The sequence below is a fragment of the Marinifilum fragile genome (assembly GCF_963677365.1).
Classification (GTDB): Bacteria; Bacteroidota; Bacteroidia; order Bacteroidales; family Marinifilaceae; genus Marinifilum; species Marinifilum fragile.
Map to the genome: position 1 here is coordinate 1,380,669 of NZ_OY781962.1, position 24,716 is coordinate 1,405,384.

Annotated in this window: 20 protein-coding genes and 1 tRNA gene; 15 read left to right on the forward strand and 6 right to left on the reverse strand. The window is 36.5% G+C overall.

All coding sequences use genetic code 11. The annotated features are described in order from the left end of the window. Positions 1-47 precede the first annotated feature (47 nt). Both ACKPCA_RS05300 and ACKPCA_RS05305 read right to left on the reverse strand, forming a co-directional pair. A complete protein-coding gene (locus ACKPCA_RS05300; protein ID WP_054721169.1) occupies positions 48-671 on the reverse strand; it encodes a YqaA family protein in 624 nt (207 codons plus the stop codon). 113 nt (positions 672-784) lie between these two features. Continuing rightward, complete coding sequence (locus ACKPCA_RS05305) at positions 785-1,054, reverse strand: hypothetical protein (protein WP_321281796.1); 270 nt, start codon at positions 1,052-1,054, stop codon at positions 785-787. 191 nt (positions 1,055-1,245) lie between these two features. Here ACKPCA_RS05305 and ACKPCA_RS05310 point away from each other — a divergent pair, with 191 nt between their 5' ends. From ACKPCA_RS05310 to ACKPCA_RS05345, 8 genes are all read left to right on the forward strand, one after another. Beyond that, positions 1,246-2,049: a hypothetical protein gene (locus ACKPCA_RS05310; protein ID WP_321281797.1), complete on the forward strand. Its 804-nt coding sequence runs from the start codon at positions 1,246-1,248 to the stop codon at positions 2,047-2,049. Positions 2,050-2,061: 12 nt separating this feature from the next. Further along, positions 2,062-3,000 (forward strand): universal stress protein, encoded by a 939-nt coding sequence (locus tag ACKPCA_RS05315; RefSeq protein WP_321281798.1) that lies wholly within the window; start codon positions 2,062-2,064, stop codon positions 2,998-3,000. 262 nt (positions 3,001-3,262) lie between these two features. Beyond that, positions 3,263-4,516, forward strand: coding sequence for a sensor histidine kinase (locus ACKPCA_RS05320; RefSeq protein WP_321281799.1), 1,254 nt, complete (start codon positions 3,263-3,265; stop codon positions 4,514-4,516). After that, on the forward strand, positions 4,517-5,170 hold the full coding sequence (locus ACKPCA_RS05325) for a response regulator transcription factor (protein ID WP_054721175.1): 654 nt from the start codon (positions 4,517-4,519) through the stop codon (positions 5,168-5,170). Between the two features lie 222 nt (positions 5,171-5,392). Continuing rightward, a complete protein-coding gene (gene nhaA / locus ACKPCA_RS05330) occupies positions 5,393-6,721 on the forward strand; it encodes a Na+/H+ antiporter NhaA (protein ID WP_054721176.1) in 1,329 nt (442 codons plus the stop codon). A gap of 214 nt (positions 6,722-6,935) precedes the next feature. Continuing rightward, positions 6,936-7,017, forward strand: a tRNA-Leu gene (locus ACKPCA_RS05335). Positions 7,018-7,190: 173 nt separating this feature from the next. After that, the gene (locus ACKPCA_RS05340; RefSeq protein WP_321281800.1) at positions 7,191-8,081 is read left to right on the forward strand and encodes an alpha/beta hydrolase; all 891 of its coding nucleotides are present in this window, start codon (positions 7,191-7,193) and stop codon (positions 8,079-8,081) included. A gap of 72 nt (positions 8,082-8,153) precedes the next feature. Next, positions 8,154-9,101: an NAD(P)H-dependent flavin oxidoreductase gene (locus tag ACKPCA_RS05345; RefSeq protein ID WP_321281801.1), complete on the forward strand. Its 948-nt coding sequence runs from the start codon at positions 8,154-8,156 to the stop codon at positions 9,099-9,101. On the opposite strand, the gene ACKPCA_RS05350 is transcribed toward ACKPCA_RS05345, so the two are convergent. The 4 genes from ACKPCA_RS05350 to ACKPCA_RS05365 form a co-directional block, all read right to left on the reverse strand. Next, complete coding sequence (locus ACKPCA_RS05350) at positions 9,102-9,605, reverse strand: DUF6155 family protein (RefSeq protein WP_321281802.1); 504 nt, start codon at positions 9,603-9,605, stop codon at positions 9,102-9,104. 189 nt (positions 9,606-9,794) lie between these two features. After that, a complete protein-coding gene (locus ACKPCA_RS05355) occupies positions 9,795-11,216 on the reverse strand; it encodes a glutamate synthase subunit beta (protein WP_321281803.1) in 1,422 nt (473 codons plus the stop codon). Positions 11,217-11,301: 85 nt separating this feature from the next. After that, on the reverse strand, positions 11,302-15,822 hold the full coding sequence (gene gltB / locus ACKPCA_RS05360) for a glutamate synthase large subunit (protein ID WP_321281804.1): 4,521 nt from the start codon (positions 15,820-15,822) through the stop codon (positions 11,302-11,304). 416 nt (positions 15,823-16,238) lie between these two features. Next, on the reverse strand, positions 16,239-16,514 hold the full coding sequence (locus tag ACKPCA_RS05365; protein WP_054721180.1) for a hypothetical protein: 276 nt from the start codon (positions 16,512-16,514) through the stop codon (positions 16,239-16,241). A 993-nt stretch (positions 16,515-17,507) separates the two neighbouring features. Here ACKPCA_RS05365 and ACKPCA_RS05370 point away from each other — a divergent pair. Genes ACKPCA_RS05370 through argH form a run of 7 tightly spaced genes read left to right on the forward strand, consistent with a single transcriptional unit; the run spans position 17,508 to position 24,701 of the window. Further along, a complete protein-coding gene (locus tag ACKPCA_RS05370; RefSeq protein WP_245625921.1) occupies positions 17,508-18,095 on the forward strand; it encodes a GNAT family N-acetyltransferase in 588 nt (195 codons plus the stop codon). A 30-nt stretch (positions 18,096-18,125) separates the two neighbouring features. Next, positions 18,126-19,325, forward strand: coding sequence for an argininosuccinate synthase (locus tag ACKPCA_RS05375; RefSeq protein ID WP_054721182.1), 1,200 nt, complete (start codon positions 18,126-18,128; stop codon positions 19,323-19,325). A gap of 1 nt (position 19,326) precedes the next feature. Beyond that, the gene (gene argC, locus ACKPCA_RS05380; protein WP_321281805.1) at positions 19,327-20,292 is read left to right on the forward strand and encodes an N-acetyl-gamma-glutamyl-phosphate reductase; all 966 of its coding nucleotides are present in this window, start codon (positions 19,327-19,329) and stop codon (positions 20,290-20,292) included. Between the two features lie 15 nt (positions 20,293-20,307). Then, entirely contained in the window at positions 20,308-21,444 is a 1,137-nt protein-coding gene (locus ACKPCA_RS05385; RefSeq protein ID WP_321281806.1) for an aspartate aminotransferase family protein, read from the forward strand. A gap of 33 nt (positions 21,445-21,477) precedes the next feature. After that, positions 21,478-22,254: an acetylglutamate kinase gene (argB, locus tag ACKPCA_RS05390; RefSeq protein WP_321281807.1), complete on the forward strand. Its 777-nt coding sequence runs from the start codon at positions 21,478-21,480 to the stop codon at positions 22,252-22,254. 7 nt (positions 22,255-22,261) lie between these two features. Beyond that, positions 22,262-23,338, forward strand: a complete 1,077-nt coding sequence (locus ACKPCA_RS05395) for a M20 family metallo-hydrolase (RefSeq protein WP_054721186.1) — start codon at positions 22,262-22,264, stop codon at positions 23,336-23,338. Between the two features lie 25 nt (positions 23,339-23,363). Continuing rightward, on the forward strand, positions 23,364-24,701 hold the full coding sequence (argH, locus tag ACKPCA_RS05400; protein ID WP_321281808.1) for an argininosuccinate lyase: 1,338 nt from the start codon (positions 23,364-23,366) through the stop codon (positions 24,699-24,701). Positions 24,702-24,716 lie beyond the last annotated feature (15 nt).

Below are 24,716 nucleotides of genomic sequence, written 5' to 3' on the forward strand. Positions count from 1 at the left end.
GCTGCTCACTATTAATTGATAATTGTTCATTGCTCATTGTTCCCTGATTAGCTCATCAATCTAAATATCGCTATGGCAAATATATAGAATCGCAGAAAGCGGAATAAGCCATAAAACAAGTACTTTTTAAAGCTAAATCGGATAATTCCTGAAGCAATACTTACAATGGAGAATGGGATTGGCAGTAATGCTCCTACAATAATCAAAAAACCGCCCCATTTTCTAATGTTTTGAATATGCTTGCCTATTTTTACTTCAATCCAGTTTTTCAGACTTGGAATGCGCAAAACCAATCGTCCAATGCCATAGGAAACACAACCACCCAAATAGGATAGAAGCGCCAATATCGACAGGTAAACAATTGGGCTGGGAAGGGTTTTAACCCATGCAATAAACAGTTCTGGTGGAATCAATCCAAGTAAAGATTCTGAAACAAAGAATACGCTTAACAGGCCAATGGTAGGCAGATCCTTAGTAGTTGTATAGAAGAGGTTCTCAAAATCGAGCACATAGTATTCCAGAAAGAACAACAATCCCACAATCAGAAGTAATGGAAGAATTGCTTTCTTAAGATTTGAAATGATAAAATTATAAAATCCAGTATATGAATAGTACTGGTGTAAGAGCACAAGTCTTGGTTTACGGCTCTTTTTGCTTGGTTGTAATTTCATAAAACAACTGTAATTCTTGCACCGAATGCAAGAGATCTAAAAATTAAACATGAATTACCTGACTCATTGAATTGATGAGCTACAAATGATAACAAATAAGATAAAGCGCTGGTTTACACCTGAGGTGGCGGTGTAATTAATCGAAAGACTTTGGTGCTGGATTTTTGACACTCGTAAAAATGTTCCTGAAGAATTACATTCGCAAAGAAAGTAAAATTACATCTCGAAAACTCATCAAACTCTTCGGTGTCCATCTCTTCATAATCAGAAGATGTATCTTCTAAATCGGAACAATTTTCCATGCTAAAAGAAAAAGAAGTCTCCTGCTGAATATCAATTGAATTCAGCATGGTAGCCAATACTACTAGTAAACTTACTAGCATAACAAATATTGATTTCTCTTTCATTTTCGATAACATGATAGGCAAAAGTATTAAAAATAGATATACAACAAGCCGTTTGAGAACGAAAATTATGAAACTTTAACAAGTAGGGAAAGCCCCCATACGATTTAGGATTCCGCCTGTTTCGCAACTTTGTATACCGCCATATCTTTGTGTCAAAACAGAATGCGATGATGAACAGGAACCATAACAACAAAATATTGATACTGGCAGATTTCTCAGAAGGAAATCACTCTGCAATAGATTTTGCTATGAAATATCTTTACAATAAAGGTTCAAAGATATATTTTATTCAAACATGGCAAAAACCGTCATATGGAGCATCAATGGTAAGAGATTTGGCTCCTATCTTAAAAGATATTTCTGATCGGGAATTAAAAGCTTTACAAGCAGATGTAGTTAAGAATTATCATTTGGATGCTGCAGATATAGAGTTGTTATCATACGAAGGTGAATTGACTGATTTTTTTAATACTGAAATGTATAAACAGTATTCTTGGCAGGTGGTGTTTGCTTTAAATGATTTTTACAATGATTTACAGCGCAATCCGAGGTTTAAAAACATTCTTACTTCGGTTAAACAACCGCTTTATGTGTTACAAAATTGTAAGTCAGCAGGAAGTGTAAAGAGTATATGTATCAGCAACTCGAATTCAGAAATTTCGGAAGCGATTCTTGGTCCATTGCAAAAAATCTGCATGACTCAGAAATGCGATGTTCATGTAGGTTTAAGTATAAATGACATTTCGATTCATGATAAGGCAAATTTGGTGAAAGCGTATTCATCAGCTTGTTCTAATGCCTCTGTAAGGTTCGAAAATCTTTCAAAAGATCATAAACTGGAACTAAACAGAAATGATTGTGTGTTATGGATATATAATGATAAGAAAGTAAAGTGCGAAGAGAAAAATCTTATTAGCTATTTCGATAAGTGGTTTGTTAAGAGTAAGGGAATAACTGTTGATAACTTTTAAAAGTGGGTGAGGATGAAAGCAAATAGATTCAATCGGATATTGGTGCCAGTAAGTTTAGCTGTTGAAAGTACTACAGCTTTTAAACAAGCTTTGTTTTTTAGGAAACAGTTTGGAGCTGAAATTACATTGTTGCACGTGGTTCAGAAGGTGGGAGGTTTATCTAATGTATTTCAGCCAAGTCTAAAAAACAGCCTTCAGGGAAGAGGAATGGTGCGCTTAATACGCTTTGCAAAAACGCATTTTAGGGGAAGAATACCAGAAGATGTGAATCTTAGAGTTGAAGTGGGCAATCATGTACAGATAATTAAAAGTATAATAGATTCCGAACCTTTCAATTTGGTCATTTTAAACAGAAGCAACCGAATTGATGGTTTGGCAGAAAGATACAATAGCAATAGTGTAAACCAGATTATACGAGCGTCGAGATGTCCGATTATGAGCGTAAATGACAGGTGGACAGGAAGTGGCATTAGAAATGTGTTGGTTCCGGTAGATACTTCAAGACAATCGCGAGATTTGGTGAACTGGTCGATACTGCTGGGAAAAACATTCAATGCGAAAATAAAATTGCTTGCTGCATTAACCGTTAATATTGAGCTTAAAAGAAGTTTAGCTTATAAGAAAACCCAAATTATGCAGCACCTGATCGAGAATGAAGGGGTACAGTGTTCGGTGGAAGTTGTGGAGAAAGAAAGCAATACCAGGAGTGATGTTTTGATTGAATCTGCAAAAAAAACACAAGCCGATTTACTATTGGTTCAGGGTTTTCAGGATTTAATGTTTAGCAATTCACCAAGCGAAAGACTATTGAGTGATTTCTTACAGAGTTCAAGCCGACCAATTTTTAGTCTGGGAGTAAAAGATGAAGGATTTGTTTCCAATTTACTAATGATGAACAGCAAACAAGTGGTTCTCTCAGATAGAATATCAAATAAAGCATTTAAGTGGTAGTTACAAATATACATTCACAAACCAACCAAAGCAGATCAGAAAGGAAAATCATAAATTATAATTGATTATTAGGGGATATACGAATGATTTTCTTCGGAAAGCTTCCAATAGGGCATTGAGATAGTGAAACCATAGTTAGTTTTTGGAAGCTTTCCTTTCTGATCACTTGGATTAAAATGTGACGATAACTTCTTGCCAACTATTTATTACAATAAAATATTTAGTAGATTTGACTTAAATGTAATTCTGGATATATTTTTCAATGAATAGAAGGTTTTTTGTAAAGCAAAAGATTGCCCTGATTTTAATAGGTTTTAGTCTTATTGCCATAGCTGCTATTTTATATATTTTAGATCGTAGCTCTGATCTGGATAATGAGCATATTGCATTGGTTGAAAATTCGGAAAAGATTGAAACTAAGGTATATGATATTCGAATCAAGTATGGCGATTACCGGGAGGACGCAAATTCTACAATATCCTTCGCAATCGATTCTCTATTTGCCAAAGTCTATCAGAATATCGAAAACATACAAATTATTGCTTCCAAAAAATTTGAATTCAACACAAGCGAGAATAGCAATTTCATGATTGCACTAATGGAAGTAAAGAGCACTATTCTTGATTTTGATTCAATAGTTAGAAATGATCAGGTTCCATCGCAAGGTAAAAATCTTAAACAAAGTGTTAGTGCGTTTACAAAAACTTTCGCGAATTACGAGAAAGCCTTGCACCTTTACATTTATCAAACCAACCAAAAGTTTAAGCGAAATATCTTTTTCCTACTTGCTTTTATACTGATCCTACTTTTAGGTAGTTTGTTTCTGGTGATTCGTTTAATGAATTCTTTAACCAATGCTCATTTGCAATTGGTACGCAACACGATGACTGTGGAGCAGCGCGAAAGAAAAAGAATCGCCAGAGAGCTGCATGATGGGCTTGGAGCCTTACTTTCCAGCATCGGTTTGTATGGTAAAATGCTTGGAAAAGAGTTAATAGATAACAAAAACTCCCTGGATAAAGTACGACAAATCAACCAGCTGTCAAAACAAGCGCTTGATACGGTATCTGAAGTTATTAATAACCTGAATCCTTCTGTTTTAAACAGGTACAACCTTCAGGAATCCCTGCAACGCCTGGTGGATAAAATCAACAATCTTGATAATGTGGATGTTACCTTGCATGTAAATGAGTTTAAAGGGCAACCGCTTCAAAGTACACAAGTGGTGATTTATCGCATATGCAGCGAGTTGATAAATAATACCTTAAAACATGCAAAGGCCACAGATATTCAAATAAAACTATCCGGCGAAAACATTTTGGTATTACAATACTCCGACAACGGTGTTGGCTTTGATTTAGAGAGGTTGAAAACCATAGATGGAAAAGGCATGGGGTTGCAAAATATTATTGAGCGAGTTGAATCCATTAATGGAACCTATCAAATACAAACTTCAAAGGATAAAGGGTTTAAGATAAAAATTCAATTTGCACTTAGTAAATCAAATCAAAGATAGATGGATAAAATAAGAATAATACTGGTTGACGATCACAAGATATTTAGAGATGGATTTCGTATGCTTCTACAGAGCTTTTCTTTTGTGGAAGTCATCGCCGAAGCTTCAAATGGAAATGAGTTTCTTTCATTAATTACTGATCAACAGGCCGATATTATTTTTATGGACATCAATATGCCACAGCTTGACGGGGTAGAGGCAAGTCAGAAAGCTCTTGAAATGTATCCGGATCTAAAGATTATTGCCTTAACCACATTTCTTGATGATGATTACCTTGAACAAATGTTAATGGCTGGTGTTGAGGGTTATATGCTAAAGAGTGCTGAAATTGAAGAGTTTGAAAAAGCGATTGTGAAGGTATATGAAGGAGGAAACTATTTTTCTGATGAAATTGTAAGTCTGTTATCGGGCAAGTTAAACATGCTTCGTAAAAAGAAAGAGAAGAAAGATAATTTGCCTGAATTTACAGAAAGAGAAAAAGAAGTATTGGAGCTAATTTGTAAAGGGTATGCCAACAAGCAAATTGCAGAGGCTACTTTTTTAAGTATTAAAACCATTGAAAAACACAAAAGCAGTTTGTTTCAAAAAACGGGAACCTTTAATACGGTTAATTTGGTAATTTATGCATTTAAGCACCAAATCATTAAATTTTAGGCTTAACTATATTTTTTATTATAGAACAATTGATTGACCTCAATTGTTATTCTTCCAGATTGGGTGTGAAGTAGGGAAAACCCCATTGTAATTGCCATCTCTGCTTGATATTTTCGCAATCCATTTGATTGGATAACGATATTGTTACAACATTTATATTTTAATCCTGAAAACTTTTGGGATTAAATACCATTCGGTATTAGTATTAAATTTTAGGGAAAGATGATTCAATTTTTAAAAAAGCAAAAATTATTTCATAGGATTAAAGATCCTTTGGTTGAATTCGTACGATTAGAAGCGTTTAGTGGTATTGTTTTAATGTTTTTTACCGTTATGGCTTTGGTATTGGCCAATTCTGCCATAGGAGAATCTTTTATTGCTTATTGGAGCAATTATTTTGGAGTTCAGTTCGGTGATTGGAGTCTAAAAAAGTCTTTCCTTCATTGGATCAATGATGGTTTAATGGCAGTTTTCTTTTTTGTGGTTGGATTAGAAATCAAAAGAGAACTATTAACCGGTGGATTATCATCGATTAAGAAAGCAAGTTTGCCAATTTTTGCAGCGATTGGTGGGATGTTAATTCCAGCATTAATATATGTGAGTTTTAATACACAAGGGTCTGGAACACATGGATGGGGAGTGCCAATGGCAACAGATATAGCATTTGCGTTAGGTATTCTGATTCTATTGGGTAAACGAATTCCAATTTCGCTTAAATTGTTGCTAACTTCCATAGCTATTGTAGATGATATTGGAGCTGTAATAGTAATAGCATTGTATTATACCAGCGAAATAGATTGGATATATTTATTATACGGCGGTGGAATTTATGCCGTGCTATGGTTTTTTAATTATCTTAAAATTAGAAATATACCGGTTTACTTGATTTTTGGAGTATTTCTTTGGTATGTACTTTTAAAATCGGGAGTGCATGCTACTTTGGCAGGAATTCTATTGGCTCTTACAATTCCAGCACGAGCGAGTAAAAATCTATTCGAATTTATTGGTTCAAATCAAGAGTTATTGGAAAACCTGGAAACAAAAATATCTAAGCTTTCAAAGAAGCCAAACGAGAAATTCATACAGTCTTCAGTTAGTTCTATTGAGAGTATTTGTATAAAAGTGATATCACCACTGCAAAGATTGGAACATTCGTTCCATCCATGGGTAGCCTACTTAATTGTTCCTCTGTTTGCATTTGCAAATGCCGGGGTAATAATTGATACAGAATTAACAAGTAGAGTATTTGAACCCATATCCATTGGAATTATTGCAGGGCTTTTTGTAGGTAAACCGTTGGGAATATTCCTGTTTTCATGGATTGGAGTTAAAATGAAGTTGGCACAAAAGCCAAGTGAAATATGTTGGTCACAAATACTTGGGATTGGTTTCCTGGGAGGAATAGGATTTACAATGTCGTTTTTTGTTTCTCAATTGGCATTTACGGATGGTGAAGTATTGAGTTTGGCAAAATTAGCAGTCTTAATTGCCTCTTTCTTCTCCGGAATAACGGGCTTTTTAATACTAAAGTTATTATCTAAAAATCAATAATAATTTTTTCATAAGTTTTCATTGTTTATATGATTAGCCGAAGTTCACACTTCGGCTATTTTTTTTGAAAAAACATTGTCATATAATTCACTTGTCTATCAGGTAGTTTAGTGTTGAATAGCCCTAAAATAGGGGAGTGTGGCGATATTTTTTTATCAGAATATTTTGTAGTAAAGAAAAAATCCACCATATTTGCATCGCAATCAAACGCAAGGCGGATGTGGCGTAATTGGTAGCCGCGCTAGACTTAGGATCTAGTGCCTTCGGGCGTGGGGGTTCGAGTCCCTTCATCCGCACTCGAATAAAAGGATCAACGATAGTTGGTCCTTTTTTTTGTATATCTCTCAAAGCTCTTTATGGCCTATTCTGGTAGTTTGTATGCTGAATCAATGCATTTGTACTTAAAGTTTGTAAATCTGCTTATTCCTGTTCAAATTGGGTTTCTGATATTAAATTAATACTTATTGATATGAGGATATTATTGTTGCTCTGTTTGTGTTTTTCATTATCGACCAATGCACAGTTGCCTGAAGTTGCGAGCGGAACCATAAAAAGGTTTGAAAACTTTGAGTCAAATTACATAGTTCCAAGAAATGTTGATGTTTGGTTGCCAGACGGATATACAACAGATAAAAAGTATGCTGTTTTATACATGCACGACGGTCAGATGCTATACGATGCAACTAAAAGTTGGAACAAACAGGAATGGATGGTTGATGAAGTGGTTTCCAAACTTATTAATGAGGGAATTATAGAAGATTGCATTGTTGTTGGAGTTTGGAATGGAGGTAAATATCGTCACAGTGATTATTTTCCTGAAAAAGCGGCCAGCTATTTACCCTTGGAATTGCAAAAACAGTTGAAAGATACTTTATTGGGAGATTTGAGAGCAGACGAATACCTAAAGTTTCTCACCAAAGAGTTAAAACCCTTTATCGACAAGAATTTTTCCGTAAAAACCGATAAAGCCAATACATATATAGCAGGTTCTAGCATGGGAGGATTAATTTCGATGTATGCCATTTGTGAATATCCTGATGTATTTGAAGCTGCTGCTTGTATATCTACTCATTGGCCCGGTGATACTAAAATAAGCAATAACAAAATTCCAGAAGCCTTTTATTCTTACCTGACAAACAATCTACCTTCTCCGGAAAATCACAAAATCTATTTTGATTATGGAACGGAAACCCTTGACAGTTTATACAAACCATTACAGATGGAGGTAGATAAAATTATGAGACAGAAAGGATACTCAAAAGAGAATTGGATTACAATGGAATTTGAAGGAGAGAACCACTCCGAAGCTTCCTGGTGTAAAAGATTGCATATCCCTATTTCTTTTATTATGAAGAAATAAGACAGTTAAGGCTTCCATTCAGGGAGTCTTTTTTTTGTTTATTGGATTAGTTGGATTTCGTATCTTAAGGATATGACAGCAAAAACACTTTCTCAAATTCTGAACATTAAACATCCTATTCTAATCGCACCTATGTTTTTGGTGTCGAATACCAATATGATTATTGCAGCCTTGGAAATGGGCTGTACTGGTGCAATACCTGCACACAATTATAGGACTGATAAGGAACTGCGTAATGCTATATATACAATCAGAAATAGCAGTGATAAAGCTTTTGGTTTTAATTTAATTGTCAATAAGTCCAATCCGAAATACCGAAAACAACTCTTAACGCTTCTCGATCTTAAAGTGGATTATATTATCACTTCCTTAGGGAGTCCGCGTGAAGTAATTGAAAAATGCAAACCTTTAGGCATTAAAGTATTTTGTGACGTGGTTGATGTGAAGTATGCACAGAAAGTAGAACAACTTGGCGCTGATGCTGTAATTGCCGTTAATTCTGATGCAGGTGGACATTGTGGTAGTATGAAAGCTGGAGATTTGATTCAACAATTAAGAGCAGAAATAAATATTCCTATCATTTCAGCTGGTGGGGTAACCAATTGCAATGATATTAAATCTATAATCGAATGTGGTGCTGCAGGAGTATCTGTAGGAACCATTTTTATTGCCAGTCATGAGTCACCTGTGAGTAATGAATACAAACAGGCTCTTGTAAATTTTGGTTCAGATGATATTGTAAAAACTACAAAGCTAACAGGATCTCCTCTAACCGTTATCAACACTCCATATGTACAAAAAATAGGAACAAAGGAAAATATTCTGGAATGGATGATTCATAATAGTCCGCTATTGAAAAAGTATGCTAAAATGATATTGGCATGGAAAGGAATGAGGAAAGTTCAGCAATCCGCATTCAAAGCCGGATATGACAATGTATGGTGTGCAGGACCAGCAATAGGTGAGATTCGTGAGATTCGATCCGTAAAGGAAATTATAAATGATTTAATTGAGGATTGATTATTTATAAGCCATCATAAATCCTTTGCTGTTCATCCAGTTTTGATCTATCGATTCATCAACGATCTTATTCAATCGAGCCTTAAACTCATTATCCAGACTATTGTCACGAATATATTTTACAGCCTCCTGAAATGATTTAAGCATGCTTTTATAGAATGATTCCTGCTTGATAAATTGTTCGGATGTATAGGTTTGAGCCACTTCAATATTGTAGAGCATGATATCAGCAATTAAGGAAGAATCTACACCTAATCTGTTAAAGTGCCTGATGTAGTTCTGGGCAACAGAGCGTCTCATTTTTGCTTTTCTGCCATTAACAGGAAAATACTCTTTGGAGATCTTGAATTTACATTCCTCCATTAGTTTATTTTCCTTGGGATTAAAAGCAAAATCGTAAAACTCCTTAACATCTTTGAATCTGGTATACAAATCTATAATTTGCTCTTCTAGTTGTTCTTTGGTGAGGTGATGAATGTATTCTTTTAAGTCTTTCTTGCTCATATCAGGAAATTGAAATCCAAAGGTAAGATAAATAGCAATTGAATCAAGAATTGACCATTGGCATTTTACAGGTTAGTTATCCATGATTAGCAGAAGTAATCTAAAAAAAGAACCGATAGTTAATGATTTGTTACCTATCGGTTCCTAAACTCAACTGCCTATGCTTTGTGTGGGCTTATTGTATATTTTCTACTTTCTTAGATACTTATGAATTGAATGTGCAGTTTTTCTACCGCTATCCAAAGCACGTACTACAAGGCTTGCACCAGTAGTGGCATCACCACAACAAAAAATCTTTGAGTTAGAAGTTTTGCCTTGGGTATCGGTTTTAATATTACCTCTTGCATCCAAATCTAAACCCAATTCACTTACCAATCCTTCGTGTATAGGATGAACAAAGCCCATTGCCAATAGAACCAAGTCCGCATCAATTGTTTCTTCTGTCCCTGGAATCTCTTTCATCTGAAATTGTCCCTGGGCATCTTTTGTCCATTCAATTTGTACAATTTCAAGTTGATTAACTTGTCCATTTTCTCCTTTAAATTGCTTCGAACTCAAAGACCAACGTCTTTTACATCCTTCCAAATGAGAACTTGAGGTTCTTAAAGTATTTGGCCAGTAAGGCCACGGGTTGTGTTCCTCTCTTTCTGCTGGTGGCTTTGGTAACAATTCAATTTGAAGTACCGATTTTGCCTTTTGGCGTACTGATGTCCCCACACAGTCAGAACCTGTATCGCCACCGCCAATTACTACCACATTTTTACCTTTAGCAGAGATTCTTTCCTGCTTGCCAAATTCATCACCGCGAATCACTTTGTTTTGTTGTTTTAGAAAATCCATAGCGAAGTGAATTCCTTTCAAATCGCGGCCTTCGATAGGTAAGTCACGTGGTTTCATTGCTCCAATTGCAAGACAAATGGCATCGTATTCCTTTTCTAAGTCAGCGAATGATACATTTACACCAACATCTTGATTGGTTTTAAATTCAATTCCCTCTTCAACAAACAATTCCAATCTTCTATCAATAACATGTTTGTCGAGTTTAAAATCTGGAATACCATATCTTAGCAAACCACCAATGGCATCATCTCTTTCGAATACTGTTACGTTGTGTCCAGCTTGGTTTAAAAGATCGGCAACCGACAAACCGGCGGGACCAGATCCTATAACTGCTACTTTTTTACCTGTTCTTTTGGCAACAGGTCTAGCTTTGATATATCCGTAGTCAAATGCCTTTTCAATTACGGATGCTTCATTTTCCCGAATGGTAACAGGCGAATTGTGCAATGACAGTACGCATGATTTTTCACATGGAGCAGGGCATACTCTTCCTGTAAACTCAGGAAAACTATTGGTGGACTGAAGAATCTGAGCTGCTTCTTCCCAATTCTCTCTATAAATTGCATCCTGCCATTCAGGTATTTTACTTGAGGTTGGACAAGCCCAGTGACAGAAAGGAATGCCACAATCCATACATCTTGATGCCTGATCAATTCTGTCTTCCAAGTTCAAAGTTTGTTCTACTTCTCCAAAATCTCCAATTCTATCTCTTACCGAACGATAACCGGCCTCTTTTCTTTTTATCTCTAAAAAACCTTTCGGATTTCCCATAATCTTTCAATTTACAGTTATCAGTCAACAGTTATCAATCTGTAAAACAATATAGTTCATTGATAACTGTTCACTGTTTATTGATTTACTCATGTACCTCTGTTTGTGATTGTGCCTGCTTCAGCTTGCGACGAATCTTCATTAGTTTCTTCTCTTCCAATACTTTCTTGTATTCGTAAGGAATTACCTTAACGAAATGAGGAAGATATTCATCCCAATGAGTTAAAACATTAGAGGCAACACTACTTTGAGTTAGAAGTAAATGTTGATGTATCAAGCCTTGAAGCTCATGTATATCTTGCAGATTTTCTACTGGTTCAAGAGATACTAAGCTTTGATTACAAAAATAATCCAATTGTCCTTCCATATTCAGAACATAGGCAATACCACCACTCATACCTGCGGCAAAGTTTCTACCAGTAGGTCCCAAGATCACTACACGACCACCAGTCATGTATTCACAACCATGATCACCAACGCCTTCAACCACTGCTTTAGCACCAGAGTTTCTTACACAGAAACGTTCTCCTGCCATACCTCTAATGTAGGCTTCACCATTTGTTGCCCCATACAAAGCTGTATTACCAATGATAATCTGCTTTTCAGGTTTAAATGTAGTTTTGTTTGGTGGTTGAACCACGATTTTACCACCCGAAAGACCCTTTCCGAAATAGTCATTTGAATCACCTTCCAGTTTAAATGTCACACCTTTCTCAAGGAATGCTCCAAAACTTTGTCCTGCTGAACCTCTAAATCGACAATATATGGTGTCCTCTTCTAATTCTCGTTTTGGTTTTAAAGCCGCAACTTTACCTGATAACATGGCACCGGTTGTACGATCTGTATTCTTAATTTTCGAATCAATCCATACTTTTTCACCATCATGTAAGGCCTTTTCAGATTGTTTGATTAGTTCATGATCCAATACTTCGCCAATCGATTTAATTGTAGCATTAACACCACACAATTCATGTCCATCAGTTTCTGGTAAGTGTAATAAGTTTTGAATGTCAACTGTATCTGCTTTCCATTTCTTGATATCCTTACGCTTTACCAATAAATCTGATCTGCCAACCAAATCATCAAACTTACGTACTCCAAGTTCAGCCATTAACTCTCTACATTCCTCTGCAAGGAAAGTGAAGAAGTTTACTACCCATTCCGAGCGTCCAAGGAATTTTTCTCTTAACTCTTTATTTTGAGTTGCAATCCCAACAGGACAAGTATTTAGGTGACACTTACGCATCATCACACAACCTAGAACAACCAAAGCACTTGTAGCAAATCCAAACTCTTCAGCTCCTAATAAAGCCATAGAAATAATATCTCTACCTGTTTTCAGCTGGCCATCGGTTTGTAGCTTAATTCTTCCTCTAAGGTCGTTAAGCACCAATGTCTGCTGAGCTTCAGCCAATCCAAGTTCTACAGGTAAACCGGCATTTTTAATGGAACTCAACGGACTTGCACCTGTACCACCTTCGGCACCGCTAATTACAATTAAATCGGCGTTGGCTTTGGCAACACCAGCAGCAACTGTACCAACACCGTTTTCAGATACTAATTTCACACTTACACATGCTGTTGGATTCACATTTTTTAAATCGTAGATCAACTGTGCCAAATCCTCAATTGAATAAATATCGTGATGTGGAGGAGGAGAGATCAAGGTAATTCCCGGTGTTGAATTTCTCAACTTGGCAATTATCTTATCCACCTTAAAGCCCGGTAACTGTCCTCCTTCGCCTGGTTTTGCACCTTGTGCTACCTTAATTTGTAGCTCATCAGCATTCACCAAATAGCCAGTATTCACACCAAATCGACCAGAAGCAATTTGCTTGATAGAGCTGCGTGCGCTGGAGAAGAACCTTTTGGCACTTTCTCCACCTTCACCGGTGTTACTTCTACCACCGATCTGATTCATGGCGATTGCCAATGCCTCGTGTGCTTCTTTTGAAATAGATCCGTAAGACATTGCACCGGTACAGAATCGCTTCATGATATTTTCTACAGGCTCAACCTCAGAAATATCAATAGGATTTGATTTGAAATCGAAATATCCGCGCAAGAAGTTTGGATTTCTGGTTTCGGCATCAACTAATTTCGAATACTCTTTGTATTTGGCATAGTTGTTTGTTCTTGTCGACCATTGTAATAAACCAATCGATTCTGGATTCCAACTGTGTTTCTCACCGTTTTTGCGGTAATGAATACTTCCATTGGTGGTTAATAGATCCTGATTTTCAAAAGGATCTTTCTCAGTAAATGCTTTCTTATGATGACATAGCATCTCTTCAGAGATCTCCTTTAAACCAACTCCACCAATTCTTGATGCAGTACCTGTAAAATACTTATTAATTACTTCATTACTGATACCTAAAGCCTCATAAATTTGTGCTCCCAGGTAACTTCCAATGGTCGAGATACCCATCTTCGACATCACTTTAAGTAATCCTTTGTCCACAGATTTGATATAGTTTTTACGAGCTGACTTATATTCTAAGCTAATTCTACCTTCTTTTACAAGCTTATCAATTACGGCATAACTCATGTATGGGTTGATAACACTTGCACCATAAGCAATTAATAGCGCGAAATGATTTACCTCACGAGCTTCTCCTGTTTCAACAACCAAACCAATTTGCATTCTCTTGCGCTTCTTGATCAAGTGGTGATGAACAGCAGCAACAGCTAACAAAACAGGAATAGGAGCCATTGTTTTGCTTACATTTCTATCGGTAAGGATGATATAGTTCTTTTTATCATCTACAGCCTTTTCTGCAAGCTTACAAAGGGAATCCAAAGCATATTCAAGACCTTGACCATTATCGGCAGCCTTGAAAAGCATATCAAGCGTTGCATGTCTAAATTCCTCATGTCTCAGCTTCTTGATTTTTCCAAGATCCGTATTTGTAATCAATGGACTCTTGAATCGAATCAACTTACAATGCTGTGGTGTCTCATCCAACAGATTCTTTTGAACCGCTCCAATATAGTTGGTCAAATCCATTACCAGATTCTCACGAATAGAATCAATCGGTGGATTGGTTACCTGTGCAAAAAGCTGACGGAAATAATTAAAAAGCAAATGAGGTTTTTCTGATAAGGCTGGAATAGGGGAGTCATTACCCATTGAGCCAACGGGTTCTTGACCACCTGTAGCCATAGGCAAAATAATGCGCTCAAAATCCTCTTTGGAATAACCAAATACATCCTTGCAAACTTCGAAATGATCCCCGATGTCCGATGGTACTCTTTTTTCAACAGGAATTGCCTTAAGATCCAATCTGTTCTCTTTTAGCCAATTTTGATAAGGATTTCTATAAGTCAATTGTGATTTCACCTCCTGATCAGGAATGATAATACCCAATTGTGTATCTACCAATAATAGCTTTCCAGGACGCAATCTTCCTTTCTCCTTGATTTCTTCTGCTTTAAAATTTTGGATACCAACTTCCGAACCCATTACAATCATATCATCCTGAGTAATGACATAACGAGATGGACGCAATCCGTTTCTATCCAAGGTTCCTCCAATGTATCTGCCATCAGAGAAAACCAATGAAGCAGGACCATCCCAAGGTTCCATAAAGGTTGAATGATACTCATAAAAGGCCTTTAAACTATCTGGAATTGGATTCTTTTCATTCCACGATTCAGGCACCATCATACTTAAGGCATGAGGTAAACTTCTACCTGTTAAGAATAGGAACTCCAATACATTGTCAAAAGATGCTGAATCACTTTTGTTCGGCTCTACAACAGGGAATAGTTTTTTAATATCTTCTCCATACAGTTCCGACTTTAAAAGAGATTCACGAGCCTGCATCCATAAACGGTTACCTTTAATGGTATTAATCTCTCCGTTATGAGCAACAATGCGGAAAGGTTGCGCCAAATCCCATGAAGGGAAGGTGTTGGTGCTAAATCTGGAGTGTACCATGGCAATGGCCGATTCCATTCTTGGATCCTGCAAATCGCCAAAATACTTTCCAAGTTGATCGCTGGCAAACATTCCTTTGTAAACAAGTACCTTAGATGATAAGCTTGGGATGTAAAACATCTCTTTTTCTTTCATCTTGGTAGCTCTAACATAGCTCTCGGCTTGTTTTCTGGCAAGATACAAACGACGTTCTAAGTCATCTTGTTCGTAGTTTCCACCAACAAAGATTTGTTTAATTACGGGTTCCGATTGTCTTGCAATTTCCCCAATTGCATTAGTGTCTGTTGGGACATCACGTAATTGAAGAAATTCCAATCCCTCTTCTTCCAGAATTTGAATTAAGACTTCAATACAAAATTTTTCCTCAGTTTCGTCTTGTGGTAAGAAAATGAGTCCTGTTCCATACTTACCGGCTAATGGAAGTTTAATGCCAATTTTATGGTAAAAGCTGTGTGGTACTTGCATCAAGATACCTGCACCATCTCCACTTACGTTATCGGCACCACGAGCACCTCGGTGTTCCATATTGCATAGAACTTCCAGACCGCGCGTAATAATTTCGTACGATTTTTTTCCTTTAATATTGGCTACAAAGCCAATTCCACAATTGTCATGTTCATTCGTCGGGTCGTACAGACCCTGTCGGCTTGGTCTTAGGTTTCGCATAGGCATTATTTAAGTGCGAAGCCAGGCCATGATTTTTCTTTTTTGAAGACACTGAGCGATGAGAAAGTCCCCAACTCTCTCCGTTTTTCAGTAGCGACACAATGAATCCGATTGTCGCTGTCTTTAAGAATACATTCAGAAAATGTAGTGATAAAAATTTAAGCTTGTCTAATCCGTTGCAACAAATATAGCTTAAAAAAATGCTTTAAAACAACTATTATTGTTTAGTATTTATTCGCAAACGTTTTAAAACCTGAAAAATGTCATATTTTTTTCTCGCAAAGGTTTTCGTGATAATCAGTTGATTACGAAATATCCATCAAGAAACATTTTAAAATTACCTATTTTGGTAATTTTATATTAATGTTAAGTTTTGATGATTGAGCAAAAAAAATATCCTAAAAAGGATATTATCATTATTTTGCAGTTTCAATAACAGGTTGAACTTTTAAAATTTTAAGAAGTTTCTTTTCAATCCATTTAGGAAGGTATTTTCCAATCTTTGTAATGAATTGTTTACCCAAAATATACAAAGAAGAATAAAAGAATACTTTATTTAAGACGTAAACAGATGCAGTAAAGAAAACAACTTTTTTAGTTCCGGCAAGAATAAAAGGAAAAGAGAAAGTAAGAATAAAAGTAACAACAGCTAAACCAAACAACACAAATCCAACAATTTTTTTCCACTCCATAATGATTTCAACTATTTAATTTTTGACAACTAAAGCAATTCTACGGCGCAATTTATAAATGGTTTGAAAAAAATCAACATTTAAAGTGTTAAAAATCATTAACTAAGCTAAGGGTGAGAACATAAAAAAGACTAATGTATCTTAATTTATATTTGTAAGTTGAATGTGTTCTCAGCCAAAACCTCTACAAAATGGGATAATAAAAAGTTTACCCTTGAATTTAAATGAGGTTTTTGAAAATATTTTCTATTTTTCTTACGCAAAGGTTTTAAATATGGGATGTAGTAAAAAAAATACTTTTTCATTAGGATTTTAATTTTTTTTGCACTTATCTTTGTACCCAACAAGTCAAAAGAAGCATGGAAAAAGTATTAATCATTCGACGACGCATTTTTAGATCTTTATTTTAACGATAAGGACAAGTGTTGGTATGATTTTTTCCCAAGCTTTCCAATTCGGAAAGTTTTTTTTTGAAATTTATTTAATAAGAAGAACGAAATGATTCAATTGTTTTACATCCGACGACGACGAATGAGCGCACCTTTAGGGAAAGCGGATTTAGTCTTATTGTCGTGTAATCAATGATTAAGAACAATATATAGAAGGCTTACCGTTTTCCCGGTAAGCCTTTTTTTTGAACTATTTGAAAGCAATTGAATTAAAGAATATAAAAATGAAAAGTATAATCTATACAGAAAGCCGACGCCATTTGCGAAGTAACTGTTACCCAGGAGGGACGGATGAGCTTGCTGTATCTGATTGTCAGATATATAATAACCTGTATTAAGCTTACCGTTCCTGCGGTAGGCTTTTTTTGTGTGAAATAATTAAAACAAAATAAGATGAAAACAAACAACTCCTTAGAATTCCGACGACGAAGGTTTCGGATTTTAAACAACAGCAAATTAAAAGAAACATTCTTTATTGATATTAATAACAAGTGGTTATGCCTTACTGGTGTAGCTTTATTTTGGGAAACCTAGAGACTAACAAATGATAGACACATTAATGGAAGTTGAGCAAAAAATAAGTGTCATTGTAGCAGATTTAAGACATATTGATTATGCAACAGAAATTTGCGATATGATTGAAAGGGCCGCAAAAATACGCGGTACTGGAATTGCAAAAAGAAATCCTTTGTACCTGGTACAAAAGATTCAGGAAGGGAAAGCTATCATTGCTTTTGATGACTTAAAAGTAATTGGATTCTGCTATATAGAAACTTGGGAACATGGTAAATATGTTGCCAATTCAGGTTTAATTGTTGATCCGGAATACCGAGCAGTAGGATTAGCAAGATTAATCAAAGCGGAAGCATTCAAGTTGTCGAGGAAGAGATATCCACAGGCTAAAATCTTTGGTTTAACAACCAGTCTTCCTGTAATGAAGATCAATTCGGATTTGGGTTACAGACCAGTAACATTCTCAGAGTTAACTACTGATGAATCATTTTGGAAAGGATGTAGTAGTTGTGTGAACTACGATATTCTGCAAAGAACGGATAAGAAAATGTGCCTTTGTACAGGGATGTTATTCGATCCGAGTAAAAATGGTACACCCAATTCAAACGAAAGCAAATAAACAATTCAATCAATCTAAAAAGAGAAAACAATGACAACAGATAAGAAAAAAGTAGTATTAGCATATAGCGGCGGATTAGATACAACATATTGTGCACTTTACCTTTCTAAGGAGTTGGGGATGGAAGTGTACACCGCATTAGGAAATACGGGTGGTTTTAGTGATGAAGAACTGGCTGAAATTGAAGATAGAACCAAGCAATTGGGAGTTGTTGAACACGTATCGCTGGATATTACAAAAGAGTACTACGAAAAATGTATCAAATACATGATTATGGGGAATGTACTTAAAAATAATACATACCCATTATCAGTAAGCTCAGAGAGAGCATTTCAAGCAATGGCCATTGCTCAATATGCTCATTCCATTAATGCAGATTATATCGCACACGGGAGTACAGGTGCAGGAAATGATCAAATCAGATTCGATTTGATTTTTAAAATCATGGCTCCAAATGCCGAAATTATTACTCCAACCAGAGATCTTGAATTAAGCAGAGAAACTGAAATTCAGTACTTGAAAGATCATGGTATTCATGCGAACTTTGAGAAAATGAAGTATTCCATTAATGCTGGGATTTGGGGAACCAGTATTGGAGGAAAAGAGACCCTAACCTCAAGTCAACCATTGCCTGAGGAAGCTTACCCTAAGCAAGTTGTAAAAACAGAGCCAGAGAAATTAAGCATTGAGTTTAAGGAAGGTGAATTGGTAGCGGTTAACGGCGAAAAAGTAGCACACGCTTTAGAGGCAATTCAAAAAATAGAAGCAGCTGGTGCAGCCTTCGGTATCGGAAGAGATATGCACGTAGGTGATACCATTATTGGTACCAAAGGTAGAGTAGCATTCGAAGCTGCAGCTCCTTTAATGATTATAAAAGCTCATGAGACTTTGGAAAAGCACACTTTAACCAAGTGGCAAATGTACTGGAAAGAACAAATTTCCAACTTCTATGGCATGTTGCTTCATGAAGCACAGTATTTAGAGCCGGTAATGAGAAATATGGAGACTTTCCTTGTTGATTCACAAAAAAATGTGAATGGTACAGTTTTCATTAATATGAGCCCAAAACAGTTCTTTGTTGAAGGTATTGAATCACCTAACGATCTAATGTCTGATTTGTTTGGTCAGTATGGCGAAAGTAACGAAGGTTGGACAGCTGATGATGTAAAAGGCTTCACAAATATTTTAGCCAATTCTCTTAAGATTTATCATACAGTAAATAAGCAATAAGATGGTGAATGTTGGAATTATAGGTGGTGCAGGATATACTGCAGGAGAATTGCTACGCATATTAGTTTGGCACCCAACGGTAAATATTGCTTTTGTACAGAGTACGAGCCATGCCGGGCATCCAATTACAGATGTGCACAAGGATTTACTTGGTGATACAGATTTAATTTTTGGAGAGGCCGATTATTCAGCGGTAGATGCAATATTTATTTGTTCAGGGCATGGAAAAACCAAAGCTTTCCTAGAGCAGAATAACTTGCCGAATGATTTGTATATTATTGATTTAAGTACCGATTACAGACCTAAAAATAATGATGCCGGTTTTGTTTACGGATTACCGGAATTGAATAAGGAAAGCATTGAAACAGCTAGCAGAATTGCTAATCCAGGATGTTTTGCTACTTGCATTGAATTGGGATTACTTCCATTGGCAGAAGAAAAGCAATTAAGTGAAGAAATTCATGTAAATGCAATAACAGGATCTACTGGAGCAGGACAAAATCCAACAGTAACTTCTCATTTTAGCTGGAAGAATAACAATGTAGCAGTTTACAAAGCTTTTACGCATCAGCATCTGGCGGAAATTACTGAATCTGTACTTCAGCTGCAGCCTGATTACTCAAAAGCCATCAACTTTATTCCGGTAAGAGGGAATTTTAGCAGGGGAATCATGGCGACCATTTATACGGATTGTGAGTGGAGCCTGGAAGAAGCGAAAGAGAAATATCAATCTTATTATTCAGAACATCCTTTTGTTACCATATCGAATGTAATCCCTGATGTAAAACAAGTAGTTAACACCAATAAATGCGTGTTATATCTTGAGAAGCATGGAAACAAATTAATGATTGTCTCAGTGATAGATAATTTACTAAAAGGAGCATCAGGGCAGGCTGTTCAGAATATGAACATCATGTTTGGATTGAATGAAAAAGAAGGCTTAGGCTTAAAACCCGTAGGTTTTTAAAAGGAGGAAAGAAAAATGAAATTATTCGACGTATATAGTTGTTACGATATAAATCTTGTTAACGGAAAGGGCATGAAACTTTCTGATGACAAAGGAAATCAATACATGGATTTTTATGGTGGACATGGAGTGATCTCTATTGGTCATTCTCATCCACATTACATGTTTAGAATTGAAAACCAACTGCATTGTTTAGGATTCTATTCAAATGCAGTAAAGAATGAATTACAAGAAAAACTGGCATGTAAATTGGGCCAGCTTAGCGGATATGCTGAATACAATCTGTTCTTATGCAACTCGGGTGCAGAAGCCAATGAGAATGCATTGAAAATAGCATCATTCCACAATCAGAAATCAAAGATAATCTCGATTAAAGGAGCATTTCATGGTAGAACTGGGGGAGCTCTTTCGGTTACCGACAATCCAAAATTATCATCTGAATTCAATGCAAAGCACAATGTGGTTTTTGTTGAAATGAATGATACCGAGAGTCTGGTAAAAGAGCTTGAAAAAGGTGATGTTTCAGCGGTTATCATAGAAGGAATTCAAGGTGTTAATGGTGTTTTTGAACCAAGTGTCGATTTCTTGAAAGCAACAAAATCAGCATGCGAACAAAATGGTGCGCTCTTGATTTTGGATGAGATTCAATCAGGATTTGGAAGAAGCGGAAAGTTCTTTGCTCACCAGTATTCAGGTGTAAAACCAGACATCATTACCACAGCAAAAGGGATGGGAAATGGTTTTCCAATTGCAGGAGTTCTGATAGCTCCGGAAATCAAGGCATGGAAAGGAATGTTGGGAACCACCTTCGGAGGAAATCACTTGGCTTGTGCAGCTGCAACAGCAGTACTGGAAACTATTGAAGAAGAAAAACTATTGGATAATTCTGTTGAGATAGGGAATTATTTAATGGAAAACTTAAAAGAGAATAAAGCAATTAAAGCAATAAGGGGGAAAGGCTTAATGATTGGTATCGACATAGAAAACATGTCGGAAATTAGAACGAAGCTCCTAAAAGAACATGGAATATTTACCGGTTCTTCAGGACAGAACACTCTTCGTTTGTTGCCGCCACTTTCGATTACAAAGAAAGAGGCTGACCAATTCATTAAAGCGTTTAATTGTGTTTTAGCAAGCACTTGTGCGGCTTAACACAAAGTAGTAAAACCCAAATTGTAAAGAGAAATGAGCAAACTAACTGTAGTAAAAATTGGAGGAAACGTAATTGATGATCCAGATAAGTTGAATGACTTTCTGGATGCATTTTCAAACTTGAGTGGCAAAGTGGTTTTGGTACATGGAGGAGGAAAGCTGGCATCGGATCTTTCAGGAGAACTTGGAGTGAAAACTAAAATGGTGAATGGCAGAAGAATTACTGATGCTGAAAACCTAAAGCTGGTTACCATGGTGTATGCCGGATTGGTGAACAAGAATATTGTAGCATCACTTCAGGCCAGAGGCGTAAATGCAATGGGAATGTGCGGAGCCGATCAGGATTTAATTCTGGCAGAAAAGCGTAATCATCCAACAATTGACTTTGGTTTTGTAGGTGATATCACGAAGGTGAATACACTGGCTTTGTGCAAACAGATTGAGTGCAACTCTACTTTGGTAATTGCTCCAATTACTCACGATGGTAAAGGGCAATTACTTAATACAAACGCCGATACCATTGCAACCGAAGTTGCTGCTGCTTTAAGTCGTTTCTACAAGGTGAAGTTAGTATATAGTTTCGAAAAGTTAGGAGTTTTAATGGATGCCGATGATGACAGCAGTGTAATGCCTGTTTTAAATGCAGAACAGTGTGCACAAATGGTAAAAGATGGTAGCATTAATACTGGAATGATGCCAAAAACAGAAAATGCTTTTTACGCACTTAAACAAGGTGTTGAAGAGGTAATCATTGGCAATTTTGTTTCGATGGCGAACAATCATTCGTCAGGAACTCAGATTATTCAATAGAAGAAAAATGAATTTAGATAAATACACAGATATCGCCCTAAATACACTAAAAGAATTGATTTCGATCCAATCCTTTAGCAAAGAGGAAAATCTTGTTGCTGATGTGATGAATAAGAAGTTATCAGCCTTTGGATATAAAGTGTATAGAAAAGGGAATAATGTTTGGGTATTCAATAAGAATTTTAATGAAGGCAAACCTGTTTTGCTAATGAATTCTCATTTGGATACCGTAAAACCAAACGAAAAGTGGACCAAAGATCCTTACAATCCTGAAGTGGTTGATGGAAAACTATACGGATTAGGAAGTAATGATGCAGGAGGTTGTCTGGTATCACTAATGGCAACTTTCCTGGCGCTGGATGAAACCGATCAGGAATACAACCGAGTGTTTTGTGCTTCAGCAGAAGAGGAAATATCGGGTAAGAATGGTTTTGAGTTGGTTCAGGATGAAATTGGAAGAATTGATGTTGGTATCGTTGGAGAGCCAACCCTAATGGAGATGGCCATTGCTGAGAAAGGACTAATGGTGCTTGATTGTGAAGCCATAGGAGTTCCGGGACATGCTGCCAGAAACGAAGGTGTAAATGCCATAAGTCTTGCCATGAAGGATATTGAGTGGTTTCACACTTTCCAATTCGAGAATGAATCAGAAATGCTTGGGCCGGTTAAAATGACTGTAACGCAGATTAACGCAGGAAAACAACACAATGTAATTCCAGCATCATGCACATATGTTGTAGATGTTAGAACCAACGAGCATTACTCAAATGAGAAAGCTTTTGAGATCATTAAAGCAAATGTTGAAAGTGATGTAAAAGCAAGATCATTTAGAATGAATTCATCAGGTATTCCTTTGGAACATCCTTTAATACAAGCTGGTTTAGAGCAAGGAATGGGTTATTACGGATCCCCAACCACATCTGATCAGGCAATTATGAAAGGGTTTCCAAGCTTAAAATTGGGACCAGGTGATTCTGCAAGATCGCATACAGCGGATGAGTTTATCTATGTGAAAGAAATTGGGCAAGGCATCGAAAAATATTATAACTTGTTGAACGGATTAAAATTGACAACAAATAAATAACCTAAAATACTTAAATCACACAAATATGAAACTTTGGGACAAAGGCGTACAAGTAGATAAGAAAATAGAACAATTTACGGTTGGAATGGACCGTGAATTGGATCTGGAACTGGCTGCTTTTGATGTTCTTGGATCACTTGCGCACATTGAAATGCTACAGTCTATAGGTCTGTTGGAGAAGAAAGAATTAAAACTAATTCAGGAAGAACTAAGAAAAATATATTCATCCATAAAAAATGGAGCCTTTGTGATCGAAGAAGGAATAGAGGATGTTCACTCGCAGATTGAGTATTTGCTTACACAGGCTTTAGGAGATATTGGTAAGAAAATACACAGTGGAAGATCTAGAAACGACCAGGTTCTTTTGGACTTGAAACTGTTTACTCGAAACAAGCTAGAGGAGATCGTGCGTGAGGCAAGATTATTATTTGACTTGTTGATTGAGAAAAGCAATACTTATAAGGATGTTTTGATTCCAGGCTATACTCACTTGCAAGTGGCAATGCCTTCATCGTTTGGTTTGTGGTTTGGATCCTATGCTGAAAGTTTAACGGACGACCTGTTGGTGCTTCAGTCTGCATATAAGGTAGTAAATCAAAATCCATTGGGATCGGGTGCTGGATATGGTTCATCTTTCCCTCTAAATCGTCAAATGACAACTGATTTGCTAGGTTTCGATAACCTAAGCTACAATGTGGTTTATGCACAAATGGGACGTGGAAAAATGGAGTTCACAGTGCTTTCAGCATTAGCCAATATGGCCATGACCATTGCTAAGCTGGCTATGGATGCCTGTTTATACAATTCGCAGAACTTTAACTTCCTAAGTTTCCCTGATGAGTTGACGACAGGTAGTAGTATCATGCCACACAAGAAAAATCCAGATGTGTTTGAGGTAATTAGAGCACATGCCAATGCATTGCAAATGCTTCCTGCGCAAATTCAAGCAGTAACTTCTAATCTTCCATCAGGATATCACAGAGATTATCAGTTGACAAAGGAATTCTTTATGCCATCATTCGATAAGATGCTTTCATGTCTGGAAATGACCAGAATCATGCTATCTGAAGTGAAAATTAACAAAGAAGTATTGAATGATGAGCGTTATCAATATCTGTTTACCGTTGAAGAAGTAAACAAGATGGTTGTTGATGGCGTTCCTTTCCGTGATGCATACAAGAAGGTTGGACAATTGGTAGAGGCAGGAGAGTTTAAACACGAGGGCGAAATCAATCACGTTCACGAAGGAAGTCTTGGGAATTTGTGTAACGACAGAATTGTATGCAAAATGAATGAAACATTTGTAGCATTCAACTTCCACAAGACCAAGGAGGCTTATATGAACTTACTAAATAGAATATAAAAGCGGTCGATACGG

Bases quoted from the DNA above. Each gene is read 5' to 3' on its own strand.
- ACKPCA_RS05365 (WP_054721180.1), bottom strand. From the start codon at position 16,514: ATGGAGTGGAAAAAAATTGTTGGATTTGTGTTGTTTGGTTTAGCTGTT.
- ACKPCA_RS05340 (WP_321281800.1), top strand. From the start codon at position 7,191: ATGAGGATATTATTGTTGCTCTGTTTGTGTTTTTCATTATCGACCAAT.
- ACKPCA_RS05345 (WP_321281801.1), top strand. From the start codon at position 8,154: ATGACAGCAAAAACACTTTCTCAAATTCTGAACATTAAACATCCTATT.
- ACKPCA_RS05350 (WP_321281802.1), bottom strand. From the start codon at position 9,605: ATGAGCAAGAAAGACTTAAAAGAATACATTCATCACCTCACCAAAGAA.
- ACKPCA_RS05385 (WP_321281806.1), top strand. From the start codon at position 20,308: ATGAAATTATTCGACGTATATAGTTGTTACGATATAAATCTTGTTAAC.
- ACKPCA_RS05355 (WP_321281803.1), bottom strand. From the start codon at position 11,216: ATGGGAAATCCGAAAGGTTTTTTAGAGATAAAAAGAAAAGAGGCCGGT.
- argB (WP_321281807.1), top strand. From the start codon at position 21,478: ATGAGCAAACTAACTGTAGTAAAAATTGGAGGAAACGTAATTGATGAT.
- ACKPCA_RS05375 (WP_054721182.1), top strand. From the start codon at position 18,126: ATGACAACAGATAAGAAAAAAGTAGTATTAGCATATAGCGGCGGATTA.
- ACKPCA_RS05325 (WP_054721175.1), top strand. From the start codon at position 4,517: ATGGATAAAATAAGAATAATACTGGTTGACGATCACAAGATATTTAGA.
- ACKPCA_RS05300 (WP_054721169.1), bottom strand. From the start codon at position 671: ATGAAATTACAACCAAGCAAAAAGAGCCGTAAACCAAGACTTGTGCTC.
- ACKPCA_RS05305 (WP_321281796.1), bottom strand. From the start codon at position 1,054: ATGCTAGTAAGTTTACTAGTAGTATTGGCTACCATGCTGAATTCAATT.
- ACKPCA_RS05395 (WP_054721186.1), top strand. From the start codon at position 22,262: ATGAATTTAGATAAATACACAGATATCGCCCTAAATACACTAAAAGAA.
- argC (WP_321281805.1), top strand. From the start codon at position 19,327: ATGGTGAATGTTGGAATTATAGGTGGTGCAGGATATACTGCAGGAGAA.
- argH (WP_321281808.1), top strand. From the start codon at position 23,364: ATGAAACTTTGGGACAAAGGCGTACAAGTAGATAAGAAAATAGAACAA.
- ACKPCA_RS05310 (WP_321281797.1), top strand. From the start codon at position 1,246: ATGATGAACAGGAACCATAACAACAAAATATTGATACTGGCAGATTTC.
- nhaA (WP_054721176.1), top strand. From the start codon at position 5,393: ATGATTCAATTTTTAAAAAAGCAAAAATTATTTCATAGGATTAAAGAT.
- gltB (WP_321281804.1), bottom strand. From the start codon at position 15,822: ATGCGAAACCTAAGACCAAGCCGACAGGGTCTGTACGACCCGACGAAT.
- ACKPCA_RS05370 (WP_245625921.1), top strand. From the start codon at position 17,508: ATGATAGACACATTAATGGAAGTTGAGCAAAAAATAAGTGTCATTGTA.
- ACKPCA_RS05320 (WP_321281799.1), top strand. From the start codon at position 3,263: ATGAATAGAAGGTTTTTTGTAAAGCAAAAGATTGCCCTGATTTTAATA.
- ACKPCA_RS05315 (WP_321281798.1), top strand. From the start codon at position 2,062: ATGAAAGCAAATAGATTCAATCGGATATTGGTGCCAGTAAGTTTAGCT.